This window comes from Roseomonas sp. WA12, from assembly GCF_054165765.1.
This window is the reverse complement of sequence record NZ_CM135108.1, coordinates 2,668,017-2,683,201: the sequence shown is the minus strand read 5'-3', so window position 1 is coordinate 2,683,201 and position 15,185 is coordinate 2,668,017. Positions and strand designations below refer to the sequence as shown.

Sequence of the window (15,185 nt, the reverse complement as noted above, 5' to 3'; positions counted from 1 at the left end):
CGCGGGACGGCGACCTCCCCGCCCATGCCGCGCCGCACCCTGTCCTTCTCCGCCCTGTCCGGCCCCATCCTGTCCGGCGTGATTCTGCTGGCTGCCCTCGCGCCAGAGGCGGCTCGTGCCCAGGCACCGGCCGCGGATGACTGGTCTGCCTGCCGCCGTGCCATCGCCGCGGTAGAGCCGGGCTCTGGTATCCCTGAAGGCCTGCTCGGCGCCATCGCGCTCGTCGAGGCCGGGCGCGCCTCTCCAACCGGTCGCCCGGAAGCCTGGCCCTGGAGCTGGAACGCTGAGGGGGATGGCGGAACCGCCCCCACCAAGGCCGCCGCCGTCGCCGCCGTCGCCGCGCTGCAGGCCCGCGGCATCCGCTCCATCGATGTGGGCTGCATGCAGGTGAACCTGATGCATCACCCCGCCGCCTTCGCGTCCCTCGACGCCGCCTTCGATCCCGCGACCAACACCCGCTACGCCGCCCGCTTCCTGAACAGCCTGCGCGCCGGCAGCCCCGATTGGGGCGCGGCCATCGGCCGCTACCATTCCGGCGAGGCCGAGCGCGGCGCCGCCTATAACCGCCGCGTTGCCCTGGCCCGGCTGGGCACCGCCTGGGGACGTGGCGGCGCCGTGCCGCTGCCGGCCATGCGCGGCCTGGCCAATCTCTGCGCCCCCGGCCTGCAGCCCGCCCTGCTGATCGGCGGTCGTGCCGAGGCGCGGCGCTTCATGCGGCCGGGCGTGAACCGGCCGGTGCCATTGCCGATGCCGCGCAACACGAGGCCACGGATGGCGTGCCTGCGCCGGTAGTGAGAGACCTCAGCCCGTCCGGGCGGGATTGATGCTCTAGGTTCGGTGGGCTGACGCAACCGGGGCCAGCCGCCGCACGGCCAGCAGGAAAGCCCCCATCACCAGCACCCAGGCCAGGCGTGCCCCGTAACGGTCATGCGGCCCGCTCAGCGCTCCCGTGGCGAAGGCATTGGCAAGCAGGCCGATGCCGATCCCGATCGCCAGCCCGAGCGCTACCCTGTCCCGCCGCATCCGCCAACCCAGGACCGCAAGGGCCAGCGCGCCCAGTGCCAGCACTGGCCCCTGCACCCAGAGCAGCGGCCCGACCAGCGCCGGCATCGCCCCGCGCCACTGCGCGCCGGCCTGGAACCGCGCGGCCTCGGCGGGGCCGAAGGCCTGGATGGAGCCGAGCAGGCCTTCGCCGATATGCCGGCGCTCCAGCGTGTCGCCGAGGCGGTTGCGGGCGAAGAGCTGGGTCAAGGTGTCCCGCACGGCATCCCAGGCCACGCCCAGCGGGTCCCGCCGGATAGTCTCGCGCAGAATCTCCCGCGCCTCGCCGGACAGGGCGCGGCCGCCGAAGTCGCGCGGGCGGCCGTTCTCGTCCTGGTTGATGGGGCTGGTCGGCTCCCAGAGAAGGATGTCGCTCGGCAGCAGCTCGCGCGGGCACTGGCGAAGGATGCAGGCGCGGGGACCGTAGGGATCCAGCCGCGCGCCCTTGAAGGCGCAGAGGGCCCAGCCGGCCTCGGGGCAGGCCGCGTCGATGGCGTCGATCGCCGGACCGTTGGCGATCATCCGCGCCATCAGGAATGTGGAACCGTAGGGCGAGAGCGAGAGACGCCCGTGGCCGGCCAGATTCGTCGCGAGCAGCAGCGCCACGGCTCCCGCCAACGGAACCGCCACCCGCGCGGCGGCGCGCCATCCCGCGAAAAGCGAGACCACCATCAGTGCGCCGAGCAGGGGCAAGTGGGAGAGATGCGCGGCGGTGCCGACGGCCGCCAGCACCGTCAGCCACAGAACCTCCCGGCGGGAGAGGGCAGCGCGGCCGAAGCCCACCAGCAGCGCGCAGAGCACGACGGCGGGGGTGAGGACATCCGGCATGACCAGCGCGACGCTGAACGGCGCGGCCGTGAGCGCCGCGATGAGACCGCAGAGCAGCAGGTGCCGCGCCGGTGCGGCCCCGCCGCCGAAAGCGCGCAGCATCAGCCACAGCAGATGCGACAGCATCAGCGCCTGCCCCACCACCACCGGCCACAGGCTGGTATGCCAATGAAAGGGGAAGGCGAGTGGCCCGTAGATCCAGGGTTTGTCCCAGATCATCAGCGGGCCGAGCGTCTGCTGCAGGAAGGCGGCCGTATCACTGAACACCAGGGGATAGCCCGCCAGCAGCGCCGGCCAGGCAAGCATCAGCGCCCCCACCAGTATCGAGGAAAGGGGCTTCAGCCCCATTCGCGCGAGCGCGCCTCGTCCTCCTGCCGCGCCTCCACCCAGCGCTCCGTGCCGCCGGCGAACTCCTCACGCTTCCAGAAGGGGGCGCCGGTCTTCAGCCAGTCGATCAGGAAGGCGCAGGCTTCCAGCGCGGCCACGCGGTGGCGGCTGGCGGCCAGCACCAGCACGATCCCCTCGCCCGGCAGGATGCGGCCGTGGCGGTGGATGACGGTGCAGCCGCTCAACGGCCAGCGCTCACAGGCCTGTTCAGCGATGCTGGCGATCGCGCGCTCGGTCATGCCCGGGTAGTGCTCGAGGACAAGGGCCTGCAGCCCGTCATCGGCCCGGCACAGCCCGACGAAGCTGGCAATCCCGCCGACATCCACCCGCCCGGCCGAGAGCGCCGCGGTCTCTGCCTCCAGGTCGAAGCCCGCCTCCTGCACGCGGATGGTGGGGGTGACGGCCATAAGCCCTACCCGCCCGTCACGGGGGGGAAGAAGGCCACCTCGTCGCCCGGCTTCACCGGATGATCGGGGCCGCAAAAGTCCTGGTTCACCGCCGCCCGCACCTGGGCCAGGTCGGCGAAGGCCTGGGCATGGCCGGGGGAGCGCGTGGCGAGCCAGCGCATCAGCTCGCCCACATCCCGCACCTCGGGCGGGGGGGAAACCTGCTCCTCCCCAATCCCGGCGCGCTGGCGCAGCCAGGCGAAGTAGAGAATCTTCATCGCCCGGCCCTCAGCCCAAAATGCTCATCAGGGCGTCGGCACCACCTGGATGCCGCCGTCCGGACCGATCAGCGTCGTCGTGCCGCCCTGGCGGATGGCGGTGCCGCTGCCCACGCCGGGCTGGGTATAGGTCTGGACGCTGCCCGCACCGCCGGTGATGGTGGCGGGGCCGCCCGGGGTCGGGATCACCGTGCCCTCGACCCGCGGAGCGGGCGGGGAGGGATAGGCGCCCTGCGGCACGCCGGCGCGGGGCAAGGGCGGCGGATCGAGCGGCGGCAACGGCTCGGAGCTGCCGCGGCGGCGCGGGGTGACAGTGCCGGGCAGGGGCGCGCGCGGGTTAGGTGCGGCCTCGGGCGGCACATAGGGGCCGCGCTCGGTCGCGGCGCGCGGCGTCGGGCCGTCCGGCGCGCGGCCGCGGCCCTGGGCGCGCTCCAGCCCCTCGGACCGGGTGCGGTCCTGCGGCGGCACCGTCGCGGCGTCCGGGTTCTGCAGGGTGGCGCGCGGGGCTTCCTCGCCGGGCCACACATTGCCGGGCTCAGGCTCCAGCGCCGGAACCTCGGCGGGCGTGCCCATCACACGGCGCACGGTCAGGCTGTCGGGCGCGCCGATCGGGTCCCGCCGGCCGAAGGGGGCGAAGTCGACATCGCCGAAGCAGCCGCCAAGCAGCAGGGCGAGCGGTAGGATGGTGAGCGGCAGACCCGGCAGGCCCGCTCGGGAGGGGCGGATGCGGTCCATGGTTCGAGGTCCTTTCGGATCGGCCCGTCGGGCGGGCCTCTCGTGCATTGCTGTTAGAAGGGCTGGGATTCGCTGCACCGCAAGATGCGCGCGCAGGGCCTGTCTTGCTACCCGGCCTCGCCCCGGCTCCTCTCCGCGTCCAGGGCCTGTGCCCTGCGGCCGGCCATGTCCTCGGCCGCCGCATGGCGCATGCCGGCCGTCATGTAGTCCCAGCCCGTCACCAGGGTGAGAGCGGCGGCCACCCAGAGCCCGGCTTCCCCGAGCCAAGAGATGGGCAGGAAGCCCAGCCCGATGGCGGAAGCGCCGCTGTCCCCGGCCACGATCGTGCCGATGGAACCCATCTGGAACCCCGTCTTCCACTTGGCCAGCTTCGTGACCGGCAGGCCGATCCGAAGCCCCGCCAGGTACTCCCGCAGGCCGGAGACGAGGATTTCGCGTAGCATGATGACAATGGCGGGAAGCAGGCCGAGCGGGGAGAGCCGTTCCATTCCGGCCAGCAGCATGAGAGCAGCGCCGACCAGCAGTTTGTCGGCGATCGGGTCCAGCATCCGGCCGAAGGCAGAGAGGGAGCCGCGCTCGCGGGCGATCTTGCCGTCGAAGTAGTCCGTGATCGCGGCCGCGGAGAAGACGGCGCAGGACAGGATGTCCCCCACGGGCGTCCGCAGGAACATCAGCGCGATCAGCAGCGGGATCGCCGCGATGCGGGAGAGCGTCAGCAGGTTCGGAAGGTCGGTGGGCATCCGCGTCTCCTTGCCGCCTCCCCTAACCCAGATCGGCCGATGGGGGAACGCGGGCCCGGATCACCCCTCCACCTCATGGCCGAGCGCGTCCGCCGCCTGGGGCGGTCCGCCCTCTCCCTCCGGCCCATTATCCGGACCGTCCTCCGGTGCCTCGGCCAGGATGGAGACGGGCGCGGCCTTCACCCGGGCGCCCTTTCGGGCAGCAGGGCGGGGCTTCGCGGCTTCGGCGGGGCCGGTGGTGCCGGGATGGAAGTGCTCGTAGACGCGCCGGGCGACCGCCGGGCCGATGCCCGGGCCGTTCGTCAGATCCTCCCGCGAGGCATTCCGCACGCCGCGCGCCGAGCCGAAATGGTTCAGCAGCGCGCGCTTGATGGCGGTGCCGACTCCGGGGATGTCGTCCAGCTCGCTCCGGATCAGCGACTTGGACCGGCCGGCGCGATGGGTGGTGATGGCGAAGCGGTGCGCCTCGTCCCGCAACCGCTGCAGGTAGTAGAGGACGGGGTCGCGCGGCGGCAGCTGGATCGGCTCCGCCCCCGTGCGGTGGAACCATTCCCGCCCCGCATCCCGGTCCGGCCCCTTGGCGACGGCGACCAGCGGCACGTCGTGGATGCCCATCTCGGTCAGGATGTCGCGGGCGGCATTGAGCTGGCCCAGGCCGCCGTCGATCAGCACCAGGTCGGGCCAGGTGCCGCTCTCCCGCTCCGGGTCCTCCTTCAGGGCGCGGCCGAAGCGGCGCTCGAAGACCTCGCGCATCATGGCGAAGTCGTCGCCGCCGCGCGGGCCGCCGGTGGTTTTCACCGCGGTGCGGCCGGCGGCGTCATGGGCCAGGGCGCGCACATCCTCCTGCGCCAGGGGCTCTACGCCGCTGACATCGGCGGGGGCTGGGCCGGACTCGGCGCCCTTGCGACCCTTCCCCGGGCCGGGCGCGGCCCGGGTGCCGCCGCCCTGGATGGAGAACTTGCGATAGGCGTTCTTCAGGAAGCCCGCGGGCCCGGCCACGACCATCACACCATAGGCGTTCGTGCCCTGGATATGGGAGTTGTCGTAGATCTCGATCCGCTCAGGGATGGAGGAGAGATCGAATACCTTCGCGACCCCTTCCAGCAGCTCGCCCTGGGCCGCGCCCTCGGCCAGCTTGCGCTCCAGCGCCTCGCGCGCGTTGGTCTGGGCGTGCTCCACTGCCGCGCGCTTGTCGCCGCGCTTGGGGGCGTGGACCTCCACCTTGCGGTCGGCCCGCAGGCACAGCGCCTCCGCCACCAGATCCGCCTCGGGCAGATCGTGGGAGACAAGGACGAGGGGCGGGGGCGGCAGGTCGTCATAGAGCTGGCCGAGGAAGGCGGTGATGACCTCCGCCGGCTCCGCATCGGCCCGGATGCCTGAGAGGAAGAAGGGACGGTTGCCGTTGTTCCGCCCGCCGCGGAAGAAGAAGACCTGCACGCAGGCCTGGCCCGCCGCCTGGTGCAGCGCCACCACATCGGCATCGCCGACGCCGTCCAGATTGATGCGGTCGCGGCCCTGCACATGGGTCAGGCCGCGGATGCGGTCCCGGATGGCCGCCGCGCGCTCGAATTCCAGCCGCTCGGCCGCCTCCTCCATCTCCTTGGCCAGCCGCTTCTGGATGGAGGGCGTCTCGCCGGAGAGGAACTGCGTCGCCTCGCGCACCAGCTCGCCATACTCCTCCTTCGAGACCCGCTCGACGCAGGGGGCGGAGCAGCGGCGGATCTGGTGCAGCAGGCAGGGGCGGGAGCGGTTCTCGAACACCGTGTCCCGGCAGGAGCGCAGCAGGAACACGCGCTGCAGCGCCGTCAGCGTCTGGTTCACCGCCCAGGCCGAGGCGAAGGGACCCCAGTAGGAGGCGCCCTTCCGCCGCTCGCCGCGATGCTTGGCGATCTGCGGGTAAGGATGATCTTCCGTGATGACGAGCCAGGGATAGGACTTATCGTCGCGGAGGACGATGTTGTACCGCGGCCTCAGCCGCTTGATCAGATTGGCCTCAAGCAGCAGCGCCTCGGCCTCGGAGGCGGTGGTGATGACCTCCAGGTGCCGGGTCTCGAAGACCATCCGCTTCAGCCGGTCGGGCAGCTTGTGAACCTGGGTGTAGGCGTAGACGCGCTTCTTCAGGCTGCGCGCCTTGCCGACATAGAGGGCGTCCCCCTTGGCATCGAGCATCCGGTACACGCCGGGGGCGAAGGGCAGGGTGGTGAGGGCGCGCTCGATTACCTCCCGGCCTTCGATGGGGGAGACGGGGGTGGTCTGTTCGTTCGAGAAGGCCATCAGGCTTGTTTCCGTTGGGTTTCAGCCCCGCTCAGCGCGGTTGTCCCCCGAACCTGTGGATAAGCTTGTGGACACAGGCCCCCGATGAGGGTTCCGGCCTCGGCGGATAAGGGGTTCCGACGCCGCTGCCTGAAATTTGGGCAATAACTTAACCTACTGACTTTGTTGCTTTTGACTGAAATCTGGGCTTTCATGCTTCGTTCACATTGACCATCCGGCCCGGTTTGAGAACCGGACGGGGAAGGTCTTTCCGTCAGGGGATGGATTTCACTCAACTTTCTGTGATCGCGTTGACAAAGTCATGATTGTGACGGGCCCGTGTCGCGCACCCTTTCCACGCTCACTCCCACGGCCCCCACATCGGGCAGGATGTCAGGCTTCTCGATCGTGACCCGGGCAGAGGCGACGCGATGGTCCTCCAGGCAGGACAGGGCGATGCGCTCGGCCAGGGTCTCGGCGAGCCGGATGTGGCCGCTGGCCACCACGGCCCGCGCCCGCTCCGCCGCCGCAGCATAGTCGACCACCCGCTCAAGCCGATCCGGGCCCACGCCCGAGGGCGCGGATTCATCAGCCACCAGCAGCTCGATCCCAATCACCACGCGCTGCGGCGCGGCCTCCTCCCGGGGCAGGATTCCCAGCCGCGCGTTCACCACCAGGTCGCGCACGAAAACGCGGCGCAACCCGCGCGCAGCATCCGGGACATAGGCATTCATTCTTCTGGTCCCCCATGACCAAGCCGAAGGGCCGACGGGCCAGGTGACCATTGCAAGTGCTGCCCGCCATCGAGCGCGATCATCTGCCCGGTCATGGCGGGCAGGGAAAGGATGGCCAGCACCGCCCGGGCTACCTCCTCCGGGCTCGATCCATGGTGCAGGGGCGTGCTCTCGCACTGGGCGTAAAATTGCTCGGGGGTCTGCCGCGTGCTGGCCACGGTGGGGCCAGGCCCAATTCCGTTCACACGGATGCGCGGGGCCAGGGCAAGCGCCATCGACTGGGTCAGTGCCCAGAGCGCCGCCTTGGACACGGTGTAGGAGACGAAATGCGGGGTAAGGGACAGCACCCGCTGGTCCAGCAGGTTCACCACCGCGCCTTCCGCTCCATCCGGCAGGGCCAGCGCCATGGCCTGCGTCAACACGAAAGGTGCGCGCAGGTTCGGCTCGAGGTGCCGGTCCCAGCTCTCGCGGGTGGCGCTGTCCCACTCGTCCCGCTCGAATGTAGAGGCGTTGTTCACCAGCACCCCCACTGGGCCGAGCGCGGCGGTGGCGTCCGGGATCAACTGCTCCACCTCCGCCTCCCGCGCGAGGTCGGCGCGGAGGATGGTGGCGCGGCGGCCCGCGGCGCGCACGGCGGCCGCCGTCTCCTCGGCCTCGTCCCGGCTGTCGCGATGATGGAGGGCCAGGTCGAAGCCGGCGCCGGCGAGGGCAAGGGCGATAGCCCGCCCAATTCGCTTGGCGCTGCCCGTGACCAGTGCGACGCGGGGGATGGGGGAGGGGATGGCCATGTCGCGTTCTAGATGGGGCCGGTGAGGGCGCCCGGGGAGGCCGCCGTCTCGGGAATCCGGGCCCGTTCTGCCAGGAAATCCAGCACGGCCCGCACCCGCGCCGGCAGCTTGCCGCCGCCGAGCCACAGGGCATGCACCTCCTCCAGGTCGCCGGGGTTGTGGTCCTCCAGCACCGGAACCAGCCGGCCGGCCGCGATGTCTTCCGCCACGGTGAAGGCAGCCAGTCGCGCAAGCCCGGCCCCGGCGAGGGCGAGTTGCCGCAGCGCCTCGCCGTCATTCACCTGCACGCGGCCGGTGACGGGCAGGGCCACCACCTGCCCGTCCCGCATAAGGGGCCAGCCCTCCCGCAGCCGGGCGTAGTTGAAGCCGAGGCGCCCATGCCCCTCCAGCTCCGCGGGCGTTCGCGGTGTGCCCGTGCGGGCCAGCAGAGACGGGGCGCCGACGATCAGAAGTCGCGTCGCCCCGAGCTTGCGCGCGACCAGGCCCGCGCCCCGCAGCGGGCCGAAGCGCACGGCGATGTCGGTGCGCTCCTCCATCAGGTCGATCACCGCATCGGTCTGCAGGATATCCAGCGTGACCTCGGGGTGGCGGGCGAGGAAGTCCGGCAGCAGCGGGGCCAGCACATGGGTGGTGAAGGAGGCATTCACGCTCAGCCGCACCCGCCCGGCAGGCCGCTCGCCCGAGGCCACGCCGCGCTCCGCTTCTTCGAGATCTGCCAGGATGCGGGTGGCCCTCTCATAGAAGGCGCTTCCCTCCGGTGTCAGCTGCAGCTTGCGGGTGGAGCGCTGCACCAGCCGTGCCCCGAGCCTCGCCTCCAGCCGGGCGACGAGCTTGCTGACGGCGGAGGGCGACATTCGCATCGCACGCGCCGCGGCCGAGAAACCGCCCAACTCCACGACGCGGACGAAGACCTCCATCTCGCCGGAGCGGTTAACCTCCATACGCCCTGTTCCGCCGTTTCACAGATGCTGTTCCCAGCGGCAGGCTAATTCACGGCCCGGAACTGGTCCATGTGCTCCGGCAACGGACAGAACCGCTGCCGCAAAAGGACCCCTCTCGTGCCACTTGCCCTCTATGCCCTTACCGTCGGCGCCTTCGGCATCGGCGTCACCGAATTCGTCATCATGGGCCTGCTGATCGAGGTCGGTGCCGATCTCGGCGTCTCGCTCGCCGCGGCCGGCATGCTCATCTCCGGCTACGCCCTCGGCGTGGTCATCGGCGCGCCGCTGCTGACCACCTTCACCGCCCGATGGCCGCGCAAGACCACGCTGATCGCCCTCATGGTCGTCTTCACCATCGGCAATGCCGCCTGCGCGCTGGCGCCCAGCTACGGGCTTCTCATGGCCGCCCGCGTGCTGACGGCCTTTTCCCACGGCACCTTCTTCGGCGTCGGCTCGGTGGTCGCCACCGAGCTGGTCGCGCCGGACAAGCGCGCTTCGGCCATCGCCACCATGTTCACGGGGCTGACGATCGCCAACATCCTCGGCGTGCCCTTCGGCACCTGGCTCGGCCAGCACATGGGCTGGCGCGCCACCTTCTGGGCGGTGACGCTGGTCGGAATTGCGGCGCTGGCCATCATTGCCCTGCTCGTGCCCAAGGGCACGGCGGCCCCGGAAGCCTCCGATTGGCGTGCCGACCTGCGCGCCATGGCCCGTGGCCCTGTCGTCATCGCGCTGCTCACCACCGTGTTCGGCTTCGCCGGCGTCTTCGCGGTATTCACCTATGTCGCGCCCATGCTGACGCGGATCAGCGGCTTCGCCGACGCGGCCGTCTCGCCCATTCTGCTCGTCTTTGGTGGCGGGCTGGTGGTGGGCAACCTCCTTGGCGGCAGGCTGGCGGACCGGAATGTCGGGCGCGCGCTGCTCGGCTCGATGGGCGCGCTCGCCGTGGTTCTGCTGCTGATGGCGCTGACCATGGGCAACGGCATTCTTGCCATCGTCTCGATCGGGCTGCTGGGCGCGACCGGCTTCGCCACCGTGGCGCCGCTGCAGATCTGGGTGCTGCAACGGGCCGAGGGTGCGGGGCAGAGCCTCGCTTCCAGCCTCAACATTGCGGCCTTCAACCTGGGCAACGCGCTTGGCGCCTGGGCGGGCGGGGTGGTGATCGACCACGGGCCGGGGCTCGCCACCGTGCCGCTCTTCGCGGCGGCGTTTCCGGTGGCGGCCATCTTGCTCGCCTCGCCGTCGCTGCGGCGCGAGCGCCAACTCGCCCCCGCGGTGGCCTAGGCAGGAGGGAGCGCGCCGCCCGTGGGTGGCGTGCCTCTGCCGCATGCGGCAGTCTCCCGTCGCCGCCATGCGGCGATCCGGGAGGCATGCCGCCAAAGGTCGCCCCCGTAGGGAAGGACGACCTCATGAAACGCAGAATCCTGCATGCCGCGGCCATCTCGGCTGCTGCCGCTGCCGCAGCCCCCCGCGCCGGTCTCGCGCAGGCGCCCATTCCGTCCCCGGCTGCAAGCGCAAGACCTCCGGTCGCACTAGCGAGCTGGGGTTCCTTCCATGTCGGCGGCAAGGAGCATGTCGTCTCCGGCCAGCCCGTGCGGGAGGTGCTGTTCTCGCCGGGCGGCGTGCCGGCCAAGGTGGACCCGAACGGCACCTACCTCATCGCCGGCATGTACGCGCAATACATGATTCCCGAACCCGCGCGCGGCCGGGTGCCGCTGCTGATGTGGCATGGCGGCGGGCTGACCGGCGCGACCTGGGAGACGACGCCGGACGGGCGCGAGGGCTGGCAGCACTTCTTCCTGCGCCAGGGCTGGCCGGTTTACGTCTCCGACGCCGTGGAGCGTGGCCGCTCCGGCTGGACGATGATCCCCGAGGCAACGGGCGGCCAGCCGGTCCTCCTCACCATCGACAACCCCTATGAGCGCTTCCGTATTGGCGACGGCCCCGGTTCCTACGCGCGCAAGTCCGTCCTTCCCGGCAACCAGTTTCCCGCGGATGAGGCGAGCTACCGTAACTTCGTCCGGCAATGCGTGCCGCGTTTCACCACCACGGATGCGCTGGCACTCGATGCCTATCTCGCCCTGCTCGACCGCGTGGGGCCGAGCGTCGTGATGGCGCATAGCCAGGCCGGCCTGTTCGGCTGGCGTGCCGCGCAGGAGCGGCCGGACAAGGTACGCGCCCTCGTGCTGGTCGAGCCCGCGACGGTCGGCGACCCCGCGAAACTCGCCGCGCTGAAGGGCGTGCCCGTGCTGATGATCTACGGCGACTACATCGCCCAGGATGCGCGCTGGCCGACCATCCGCGCCAACGGCATCCGCTTCGCCGAGGGGGTGCGCGCGGCCGGCGGAACGGTGGATGTGATCGATCTTCCCGAGCGCGGCATCAAGGGAAACAGCCACATGGTGATGATGGACCGCAACGGGGACGAGGTCGCCGCGCTCATCCAGGACTGGTTGGTGGCAAAGGGCATGTGGAGTTGATGGCAGCAGCGACGGACATCGCGCAGACCGGGCTCGCGGGGAAGCGCGCCCTCGTCACCGGGCATCGCGGCGGGATCGGCGCCGCAATCGTCGCGGTGCTGGAAGCCTCCAGCGCCATGGTCGAGGGGCTGGACCGGCCGGAGCACGACCTACACAACATCACCTCCATCGCCCCCGCGGTGGAGGCGGCCGCAGCAAGGATGGGCGGGCTCGATCTGCTGGTGAACAATGCCGGCGACACCATGATCGGCACGCTGATCGACACACCGCTGGCCGAGGCCGAGCGGATCATGCGCATCAACTGGCTGGCGCCCTTCGCGGTGATGCAAGCGGCGTTGCCGCACCTGCTGAAGGGGGGCGGGGCGGTGGTGAACATCGCCTCCGACCAGGCGCTGATCGGCAAGCCGGCCAGCGCCGCCTATGGCGCGTCCAAGGCCGCGCTGGCGCAGATGACGCGATCTGCCGCGCTGGATTTCGCCGCCAAGGGCGTGCGCTTCAACGCCATCGCGCCGGGCAGCACGGATACGGCGATGCTACGCGCAGTGATCGCGGATCTGGCGGCGCGTGACCCGTCCCGTCCCTCTTCCGAAGCTGCTTATACCGATGCCGTGCCGCAGAAGCGTTTTGCTCAGCCGCGTGAGATCGCGGCGGTGGTGGCCTTCCTGCTTTCCGACCATGCGAGCTTCGTCACCGGCATCGTCATGCCCGTGGATGGCGGCACCACCGCCGCATGAGCGCCGTCCTGATCACAGGCGGTACGCGCGGCATCGGGCTGGCCTGCGCGCGGCTTCTGGTAGGGCAGGGGGTGCCGGTCATCGCCGCCGCGCGGCGTGACGCGGAGGGCTTGCCGGATGGCGTGCGGTTCATGCCATGCGACGTGACCGATGCCGCCTCCGTTCGCGGCCTCTTCGCCAAGGCCGGGCCGATCCGCGCCGCCATCCTCGCCGCGGGCGTGGCAGGAGGCGATCCGCCCGAGGTGGATGAGGAGCACTGGCGCCGCATCATGGCCTCCAACCTCGACGGTGCCTGGCGCTGCGCGGAAGGCGCGGCGGGGGTGCTGCCCGACGGGCAGGGGCGCATCGTCTTCCTTGCCTCCGTCCTTGGTCTGCGCGCGGTGCCTGACCAGGTGGCCTATTCCGCGGCCAAGCACGGGGTGATCGGGCTGATGCGCGCACTCGCCCTGCGCCTCGCCCCGCGCGGCATCACCGTGAACGCCCTCTGCCCGGGATGGGTGGAGACGGACATGGCCCGCGCGCGCTGGGCGGAGCTGGGCATGACGGTGCAGGAGGCCGCGGCCGGCACGCCCACGCGCCGCATCACGGCGGCGGAGGAGGTGGCCGCCATGGCCGCCTATCTCCTCTCCCCTGCTGCCGGGAACGTGACAGGCCAGGCCATCGCGCTGGATGGGGGCGCGGGACTCTAGCCGATTGACAACCTGCCGCTCGCAGGCGGAGGCTTGCCGTCTCACCCGGGGGGTCCCGACAGGGGGCTGAGATACGGCTGGCCGAAAGGCAGCGCCGTGACCCGATGAACCTGATCCAGTTCATGCTGGCGTAGGGACGGTGCGGCTGCCTGCCATTCCCCATTCAATGGGGAATCACGCCTTGCGTGGGGCATCCTTCCATCTTTGCAGACCAGCGCTGGGTCCGTCGCGAAGGCGAAGGAGCACTGGCGCATGTCCATCCAAACCACCGAGCGGCCCGCCCCGAAGGGCGTGCCCAGCGTCACCACCGGGCCGCTGCCCGCTTCCACCAAGGTGTTCAAGCCGGGGCTGCTGCACCCCGCGATCCGCGTGCCGATGCGCGAGATCGCGGTCCACCCCAGCGCGGGCGAGCCGCCCGTCACCGTCTATGATTCCTCCGGCCCCTACACCGATCCGGCGGGCGAGATCGCGATCGAGCGCGGCCTGCCCCGCCCGCGCCGCGCCTGGGTCGAGGCGCGCGGCGATGTGGAAGCGGTCGAAGGCCGCGCGGTGAAGCCGGAGGACAACGGCTTCGTCTCCGGCAGCCATCTCACCCCCGCCTTCCCCGTGCAGCACCGCCCGCTGCGCGCGAAGCCCGGCCGCGCCGTGACGCAGCTCGCCTATGCCCGCGCCGGCATCGTCACGCCGGAGATGGAATACGTGGCCATCCGCGAGAATCTCGGCCGCGCCGAAATCCGTGCGAAGCTGGAGCGCGACGGCGAGAGTTTCGGCGCCGCCATCCCCGATTTCGTCACGGCGGAGTTCGTGCGGGAGGAGGTGGCCCGCGGCCGCGCCATCATCCCCGCCAACATCAACCACCCCGAGCTGGAGCCGATGGCGATCGGCCGCAACTTCCTGGTCAAGATCAACGCGAATATCGGCAACTCCGCCGTCACCTCCTCCATGGCCGAGGAGGTGGAGAAGATGGTCTGGGCCATCCGCTGGGGCGCGGACACGGTGATGGACCTCTCCACCGGCCGCAACATCCACAACATCCGCGACTGGATCATCCGCAACGCGCCCATCCCCATCGGCACCGTGCCGCTCTACCAGGCGCTGGAGAAGGTGGGCGGCATCGCGGAGGACCTGACCTGGGAGGTGTATCGCGACACGCTGATCGAGCAGGCCGAGCAGGGCGTGGACTACTTCACCATCCATGCCGGCGTGCGGCTGGCGCATGTGCCGCTGACGGCCAGACGCGTGACGGGCATCGTTTCCCGCGGCGGATCCATCATGGCCAAGTGGTGCCTGCACCATCACCGCGAGAGCTTCCTCTACGAGCATTTTGAGGAAATCTGCGACATCTGCCGCGCCTATGACGTCTCCTTCTCCCTCGGTGACGGGTTACGCCCCGGCTCCATCGCGGATGCCAACGACGCTGCGCAATTCGCCGAATTGGAGACGCTGGGCGAGCTGACGCAGCTGGCCTGGGCGCGCGACTGCCAGGTGATGATCGAAGGTCCGGGCCATGTGCCCATGCACAAGATCAAGGCCAACATGGACAAGCAGCTGAAGGTTTGCGGCGAGGCGCCCTTCTACACCCTCGGCCCGCTGACGACGGACATCGCCCCGGGCTACGACCATATCACGTCAGGGATCGGCGCCGCGATGATCGGCTGGTTCGGCTGCGCCATGCTCTGCTACGTTACCCCGAAGGAACATCTCGGCCTGCCCGACCGCAACGACGTGAAGGTCGGCGTCATCACTTACAAGATCGCCGCACACGCCGCCGATCTGGCGAAGGGCCATCCCGCCGCGCAGGTGCGGGACGACGCCCTCTCCCGCGCGCGCTTCGAGTTCCGCTGGGAGGACCAGTTCAACCTTTCGCTGGATCCCGAGACCGCGCGCAGCCTTCACGACGAGACGCTGCCGAAGGAGGCACATAAGACCGCGCATTTCTGCTCCATGTGCGGGCCGAAGTTCTGCTCCATGCGCATCTCCCACGACATCCGGGCCGAGGCGCAGAAGGAGGGCATGGAGGCGATGGCGAAGAGGTACCGCGAGGGTGGGCAGCTCTATATGCCGGTCGACCAGGCGCCCGCCGCAAGGTGACCTGCGGGGGCGGCGGCCTGTTCCGGCCGCCGCCCTTGCCACCAGCCCGCCCTCGGCCTCTCCTCGGTCGCTAGGAAATA

General features: G+C 70.6%; 14 protein-coding genes, 1 pseudogene and 1 riboswitch. Of the genes and pseudogenes, 6 read left to right on the top strand and 9 right to left on the bottom strand.

The genetic code is table 11. From position 1 onward, the window contains the following. Window positions 1-24 precede the first annotated feature (24 nt). Window positions 25-792: a transglycosylase SLT domain-containing protein gene (locus ACVBD7_RS12870; protein WP_458093634.1), complete on the top strand. Its 768-nt coding sequence runs from the start codon at window positions 25-27 to the stop codon at window positions 790-792. 36 nt (window positions 793-828) lie between these two features. Here the strand turns inward: ACVBD7_RS12870 and ACVBD7_RS12865 are convergent, their stop codons facing one another. The 9 genes and pseudogenes from ACVBD7_RS12865 to ACVBD7_RS12825 form a co-directional block, all read right to left on the bottom strand. Next, window positions 829-2,217: a hypothetical protein gene (locus ACVBD7_RS12865; protein WP_458093633.1), complete on the bottom strand. Its 1,389-nt coding sequence runs from the start codon at window positions 2,215-2,217 to the stop codon at window positions 829-831. Next, window positions 2,208-2,663: a molybdenum cofactor biosynthesis protein MoaE gene (locus tag ACVBD7_RS12860; protein ID WP_458093632.1), complete on the bottom strand. Its 456-nt coding sequence runs from the start codon at window positions 2,661-2,663 to the stop codon at window positions 2,208-2,210. The genes ACVBD7_RS12865 and ACVBD7_RS12860 overlap by 10 nt, the downstream gene beginning before the upstream one ends. 5 nt (window positions 2,664-2,668) lie before the next feature. Further along, window positions 2,669-2,920, bottom strand: a complete 252-nt coding sequence (gene moaD / locus ACVBD7_RS12855) for a molybdopterin converting factor subunit 1 (RefSeq protein WP_458093631.1) — start codon at window positions 2,918-2,920, stop codon at window positions 2,669-2,671. 27 nt (window positions 2,921-2,947) lie between these two features. Further along, window positions 2,948-3,655, bottom strand: a complete 708-nt coding sequence (locus ACVBD7_RS12850; RefSeq protein WP_458093630.1) for a hypothetical protein — start codon at window positions 3,653-3,655, stop codon at window positions 2,948-2,950. A gap of 107 nt (window positions 3,656-3,762) precedes the next feature. Then, window positions 3,763-4,395, bottom strand: coding sequence for a CDP-diacylglycerol--glycerol-3-phosphate 3-phosphatidyltransferase (gene pgsA / locus ACVBD7_RS12845; protein ID WP_458093629.1), 633 nt, complete (start codon window positions 4,393-4,395; stop codon window positions 3,763-3,765). A gap of 234 nt (window positions 4,396-4,629) precedes the next feature. Further along, window positions 4,630-6,669: pseudogene (uvrC, locus tag ACVBD7_RS12840) on the bottom strand (excinuclease ABC subunit UvrC); the annotation flags it as partial. A 299-nt stretch (window positions 6,670-6,968) separates the two neighbouring features. Then, complete coding sequence (locus ACVBD7_RS12835) at window positions 6,969-7,382, bottom strand: dihydroneopterin aldolase (RefSeq protein WP_458093628.1); 414 nt, start codon at window positions 7,380-7,382, stop codon at window positions 6,969-6,971. Further along, on the bottom strand, window positions 7,379-8,170 hold the full coding sequence (locus ACVBD7_RS12830; protein WP_458093627.1) for an SDR family oxidoreductase: 792 nt from the start codon (window positions 8,168-8,170) through the stop codon (window positions 7,379-7,381). Before ACVBD7_RS12830 ends, ACVBD7_RS12835 begins: the two co-directional genes overlap by 4 nt. 8 nt (window positions 8,171-8,178) lie before the next feature. Next, window positions 8,179-9,111, bottom strand: a complete 933-nt coding sequence (locus ACVBD7_RS12825; RefSeq protein WP_458093626.1) for a LysR substrate-binding domain-containing protein — start codon at window positions 9,109-9,111, stop codon at window positions 8,179-8,181. A gap of 117 nt (window positions 9,112-9,228) precedes the next feature. Here ACVBD7_RS12825 and ACVBD7_RS12820 point away from each other — a divergent pair, with 117 nt between their 5' ends. The 5 genes from ACVBD7_RS12820 to thiC all read left to right on the top strand — a co-directional run bounded on the left by ACVBD7_RS12820 (window position 9,229) and on the right by thiC (window position 15,105). Next, complete coding sequence (locus ACVBD7_RS12820) at window positions 9,229-10,395, top strand: MFS transporter (protein WP_458093625.1); 1,167 nt, start codon at window positions 9,229-9,231, stop codon at window positions 10,393-10,395. A 125-nt stretch (window positions 10,396-10,520) separates the two neighbouring features. After that, window positions 10,521-11,591, top strand: coding sequence for an esterase (locus ACVBD7_RS12815; RefSeq protein WP_458093624.1), 1,071 nt, complete (start codon window positions 10,521-10,523; stop codon window positions 11,589-11,591). Then, window positions 11,591-12,325, top strand: coding sequence for an SDR family NAD(P)-dependent oxidoreductase (locus ACVBD7_RS12810; RefSeq protein WP_458093623.1), 735 nt, complete (start codon window positions 11,591-11,593; stop codon window positions 12,323-12,325). Before ACVBD7_RS12815 ends, ACVBD7_RS12810 begins: the two co-directional genes overlap by 1 nt. Beyond that, window positions 12,322-13,014, top strand: a complete 693-nt coding sequence (locus ACVBD7_RS12805) for an SDR family NAD(P)-dependent oxidoreductase (protein WP_458093622.1) — start codon at window positions 12,322-12,324, stop codon at window positions 13,012-13,014. The genes ACVBD7_RS12810 and ACVBD7_RS12805 overlap by 4 nt, the downstream gene beginning before the upstream one ends. Window positions 13,015-13,050: 36 nt before the next feature. Further along, window positions 13,051-13,169, top strand: a riboswitch (TPP riboswitch). Window positions 13,170-13,266: 97 nt separating this feature from the next. Further along, on the top strand, window positions 13,267-15,105 hold the full coding sequence (thiC, locus tag ACVBD7_RS12800; RefSeq protein ID WP_458093621.1) for a phosphomethylpyrimidine synthase ThiC: 1,839 nt from the start codon (window positions 13,267-13,269) through the stop codon (window positions 15,103-15,105). The last annotated feature ends 80 nt before the right edge of the window (window positions 15,106-15,185 follow it).

Excerpts from the sequence above, each read along its gene's own strand:
- pgsA (WP_458093629.1), bottom strand. The coding sequence starts at position 4,395 with ATGCCCACCGACCTTCCGAACCTGCTGACGCTCTCCCGCATCGCGGCG.
- ACVBD7_RS12810 (WP_458093623.1), top strand. The coding sequence starts at position 11,591 with ATGGCAGCAGCGACGGACATCGCGCAGACCGGGCTCGCGGGGAAGCGC.
- ACVBD7_RS12805 (WP_458093622.1), top strand. The coding sequence starts at position 12,322 with ATGAGCGCCGTCCTGATCACAGGCGGTACGCGCGGCATCGGGCTGGCC.
- ACVBD7_RS12830 (WP_458093627.1), bottom strand. The coding sequence starts at position 8,170 with ATGGCCATCCCCTCCCCCATCCCCCGCGTCGCACTGGTCACGGGCAGC.
- ACVBD7_RS12865 (WP_458093633.1), bottom strand. The coding sequence starts at position 2,217 with ATGGGGCTGAAGCCCCTTTCCTCGATACTGGTGGGGGCGCTGATGCTT.
- ACVBD7_RS12850 (WP_458093630.1), bottom strand. The coding sequence starts at position 3,655 with ATGGACCGCATCCGCCCCTCCCGAGCGGGCCTGCCGGGTCTGCCGCTC.
- thiC (WP_458093621.1), top strand. The coding sequence starts at position 13,267 with ATGTCCATCCAAACCACCGAGCGGCCCGCCCCGAAGGGCGTGCCCAGC.
- ACVBD7_RS12815 (WP_458093624.1), top strand. The coding sequence starts at position 10,521 with ATGAAACGCAGAATCCTGCATGCCGCGGCCATCTCGGCTGCTGCCGCT.
- ACVBD7_RS12835 (WP_458093628.1), bottom strand. The coding sequence starts at position 7,382 with ATGAATGCCTATGTCCCGGATGCTGCGCGCGGGTTGCGCCGCGTTTTC.
- ACVBD7_RS12860 (WP_458093632.1), bottom strand. The coding sequence starts at position 2,663 with ATGGCCGTCACCCCCACCATCCGCGTGCAGGAGGCGGGCTTCGACCTG.
- moaD (WP_458093631.1), bottom strand. The coding sequence starts at position 2,920 with ATGAAGATTCTCTACTTCGCCTGGCTGCGCCAGCGCGCCGGGATTGGG.
- ACVBD7_RS12870 (WP_458093634.1), top strand. The coding sequence starts at position 25 with ATGCCGCGCCGCACCCTGTCCTTCTCCGCCCTGTCCGGCCCCATCCTG.
- ACVBD7_RS12825 (WP_458093626.1), bottom strand. The coding sequence starts at position 9,111 with ATGGAGGTTAACCGCTCCGGCGAGATGGAGGTCTTCGTCCGCGTCGTG.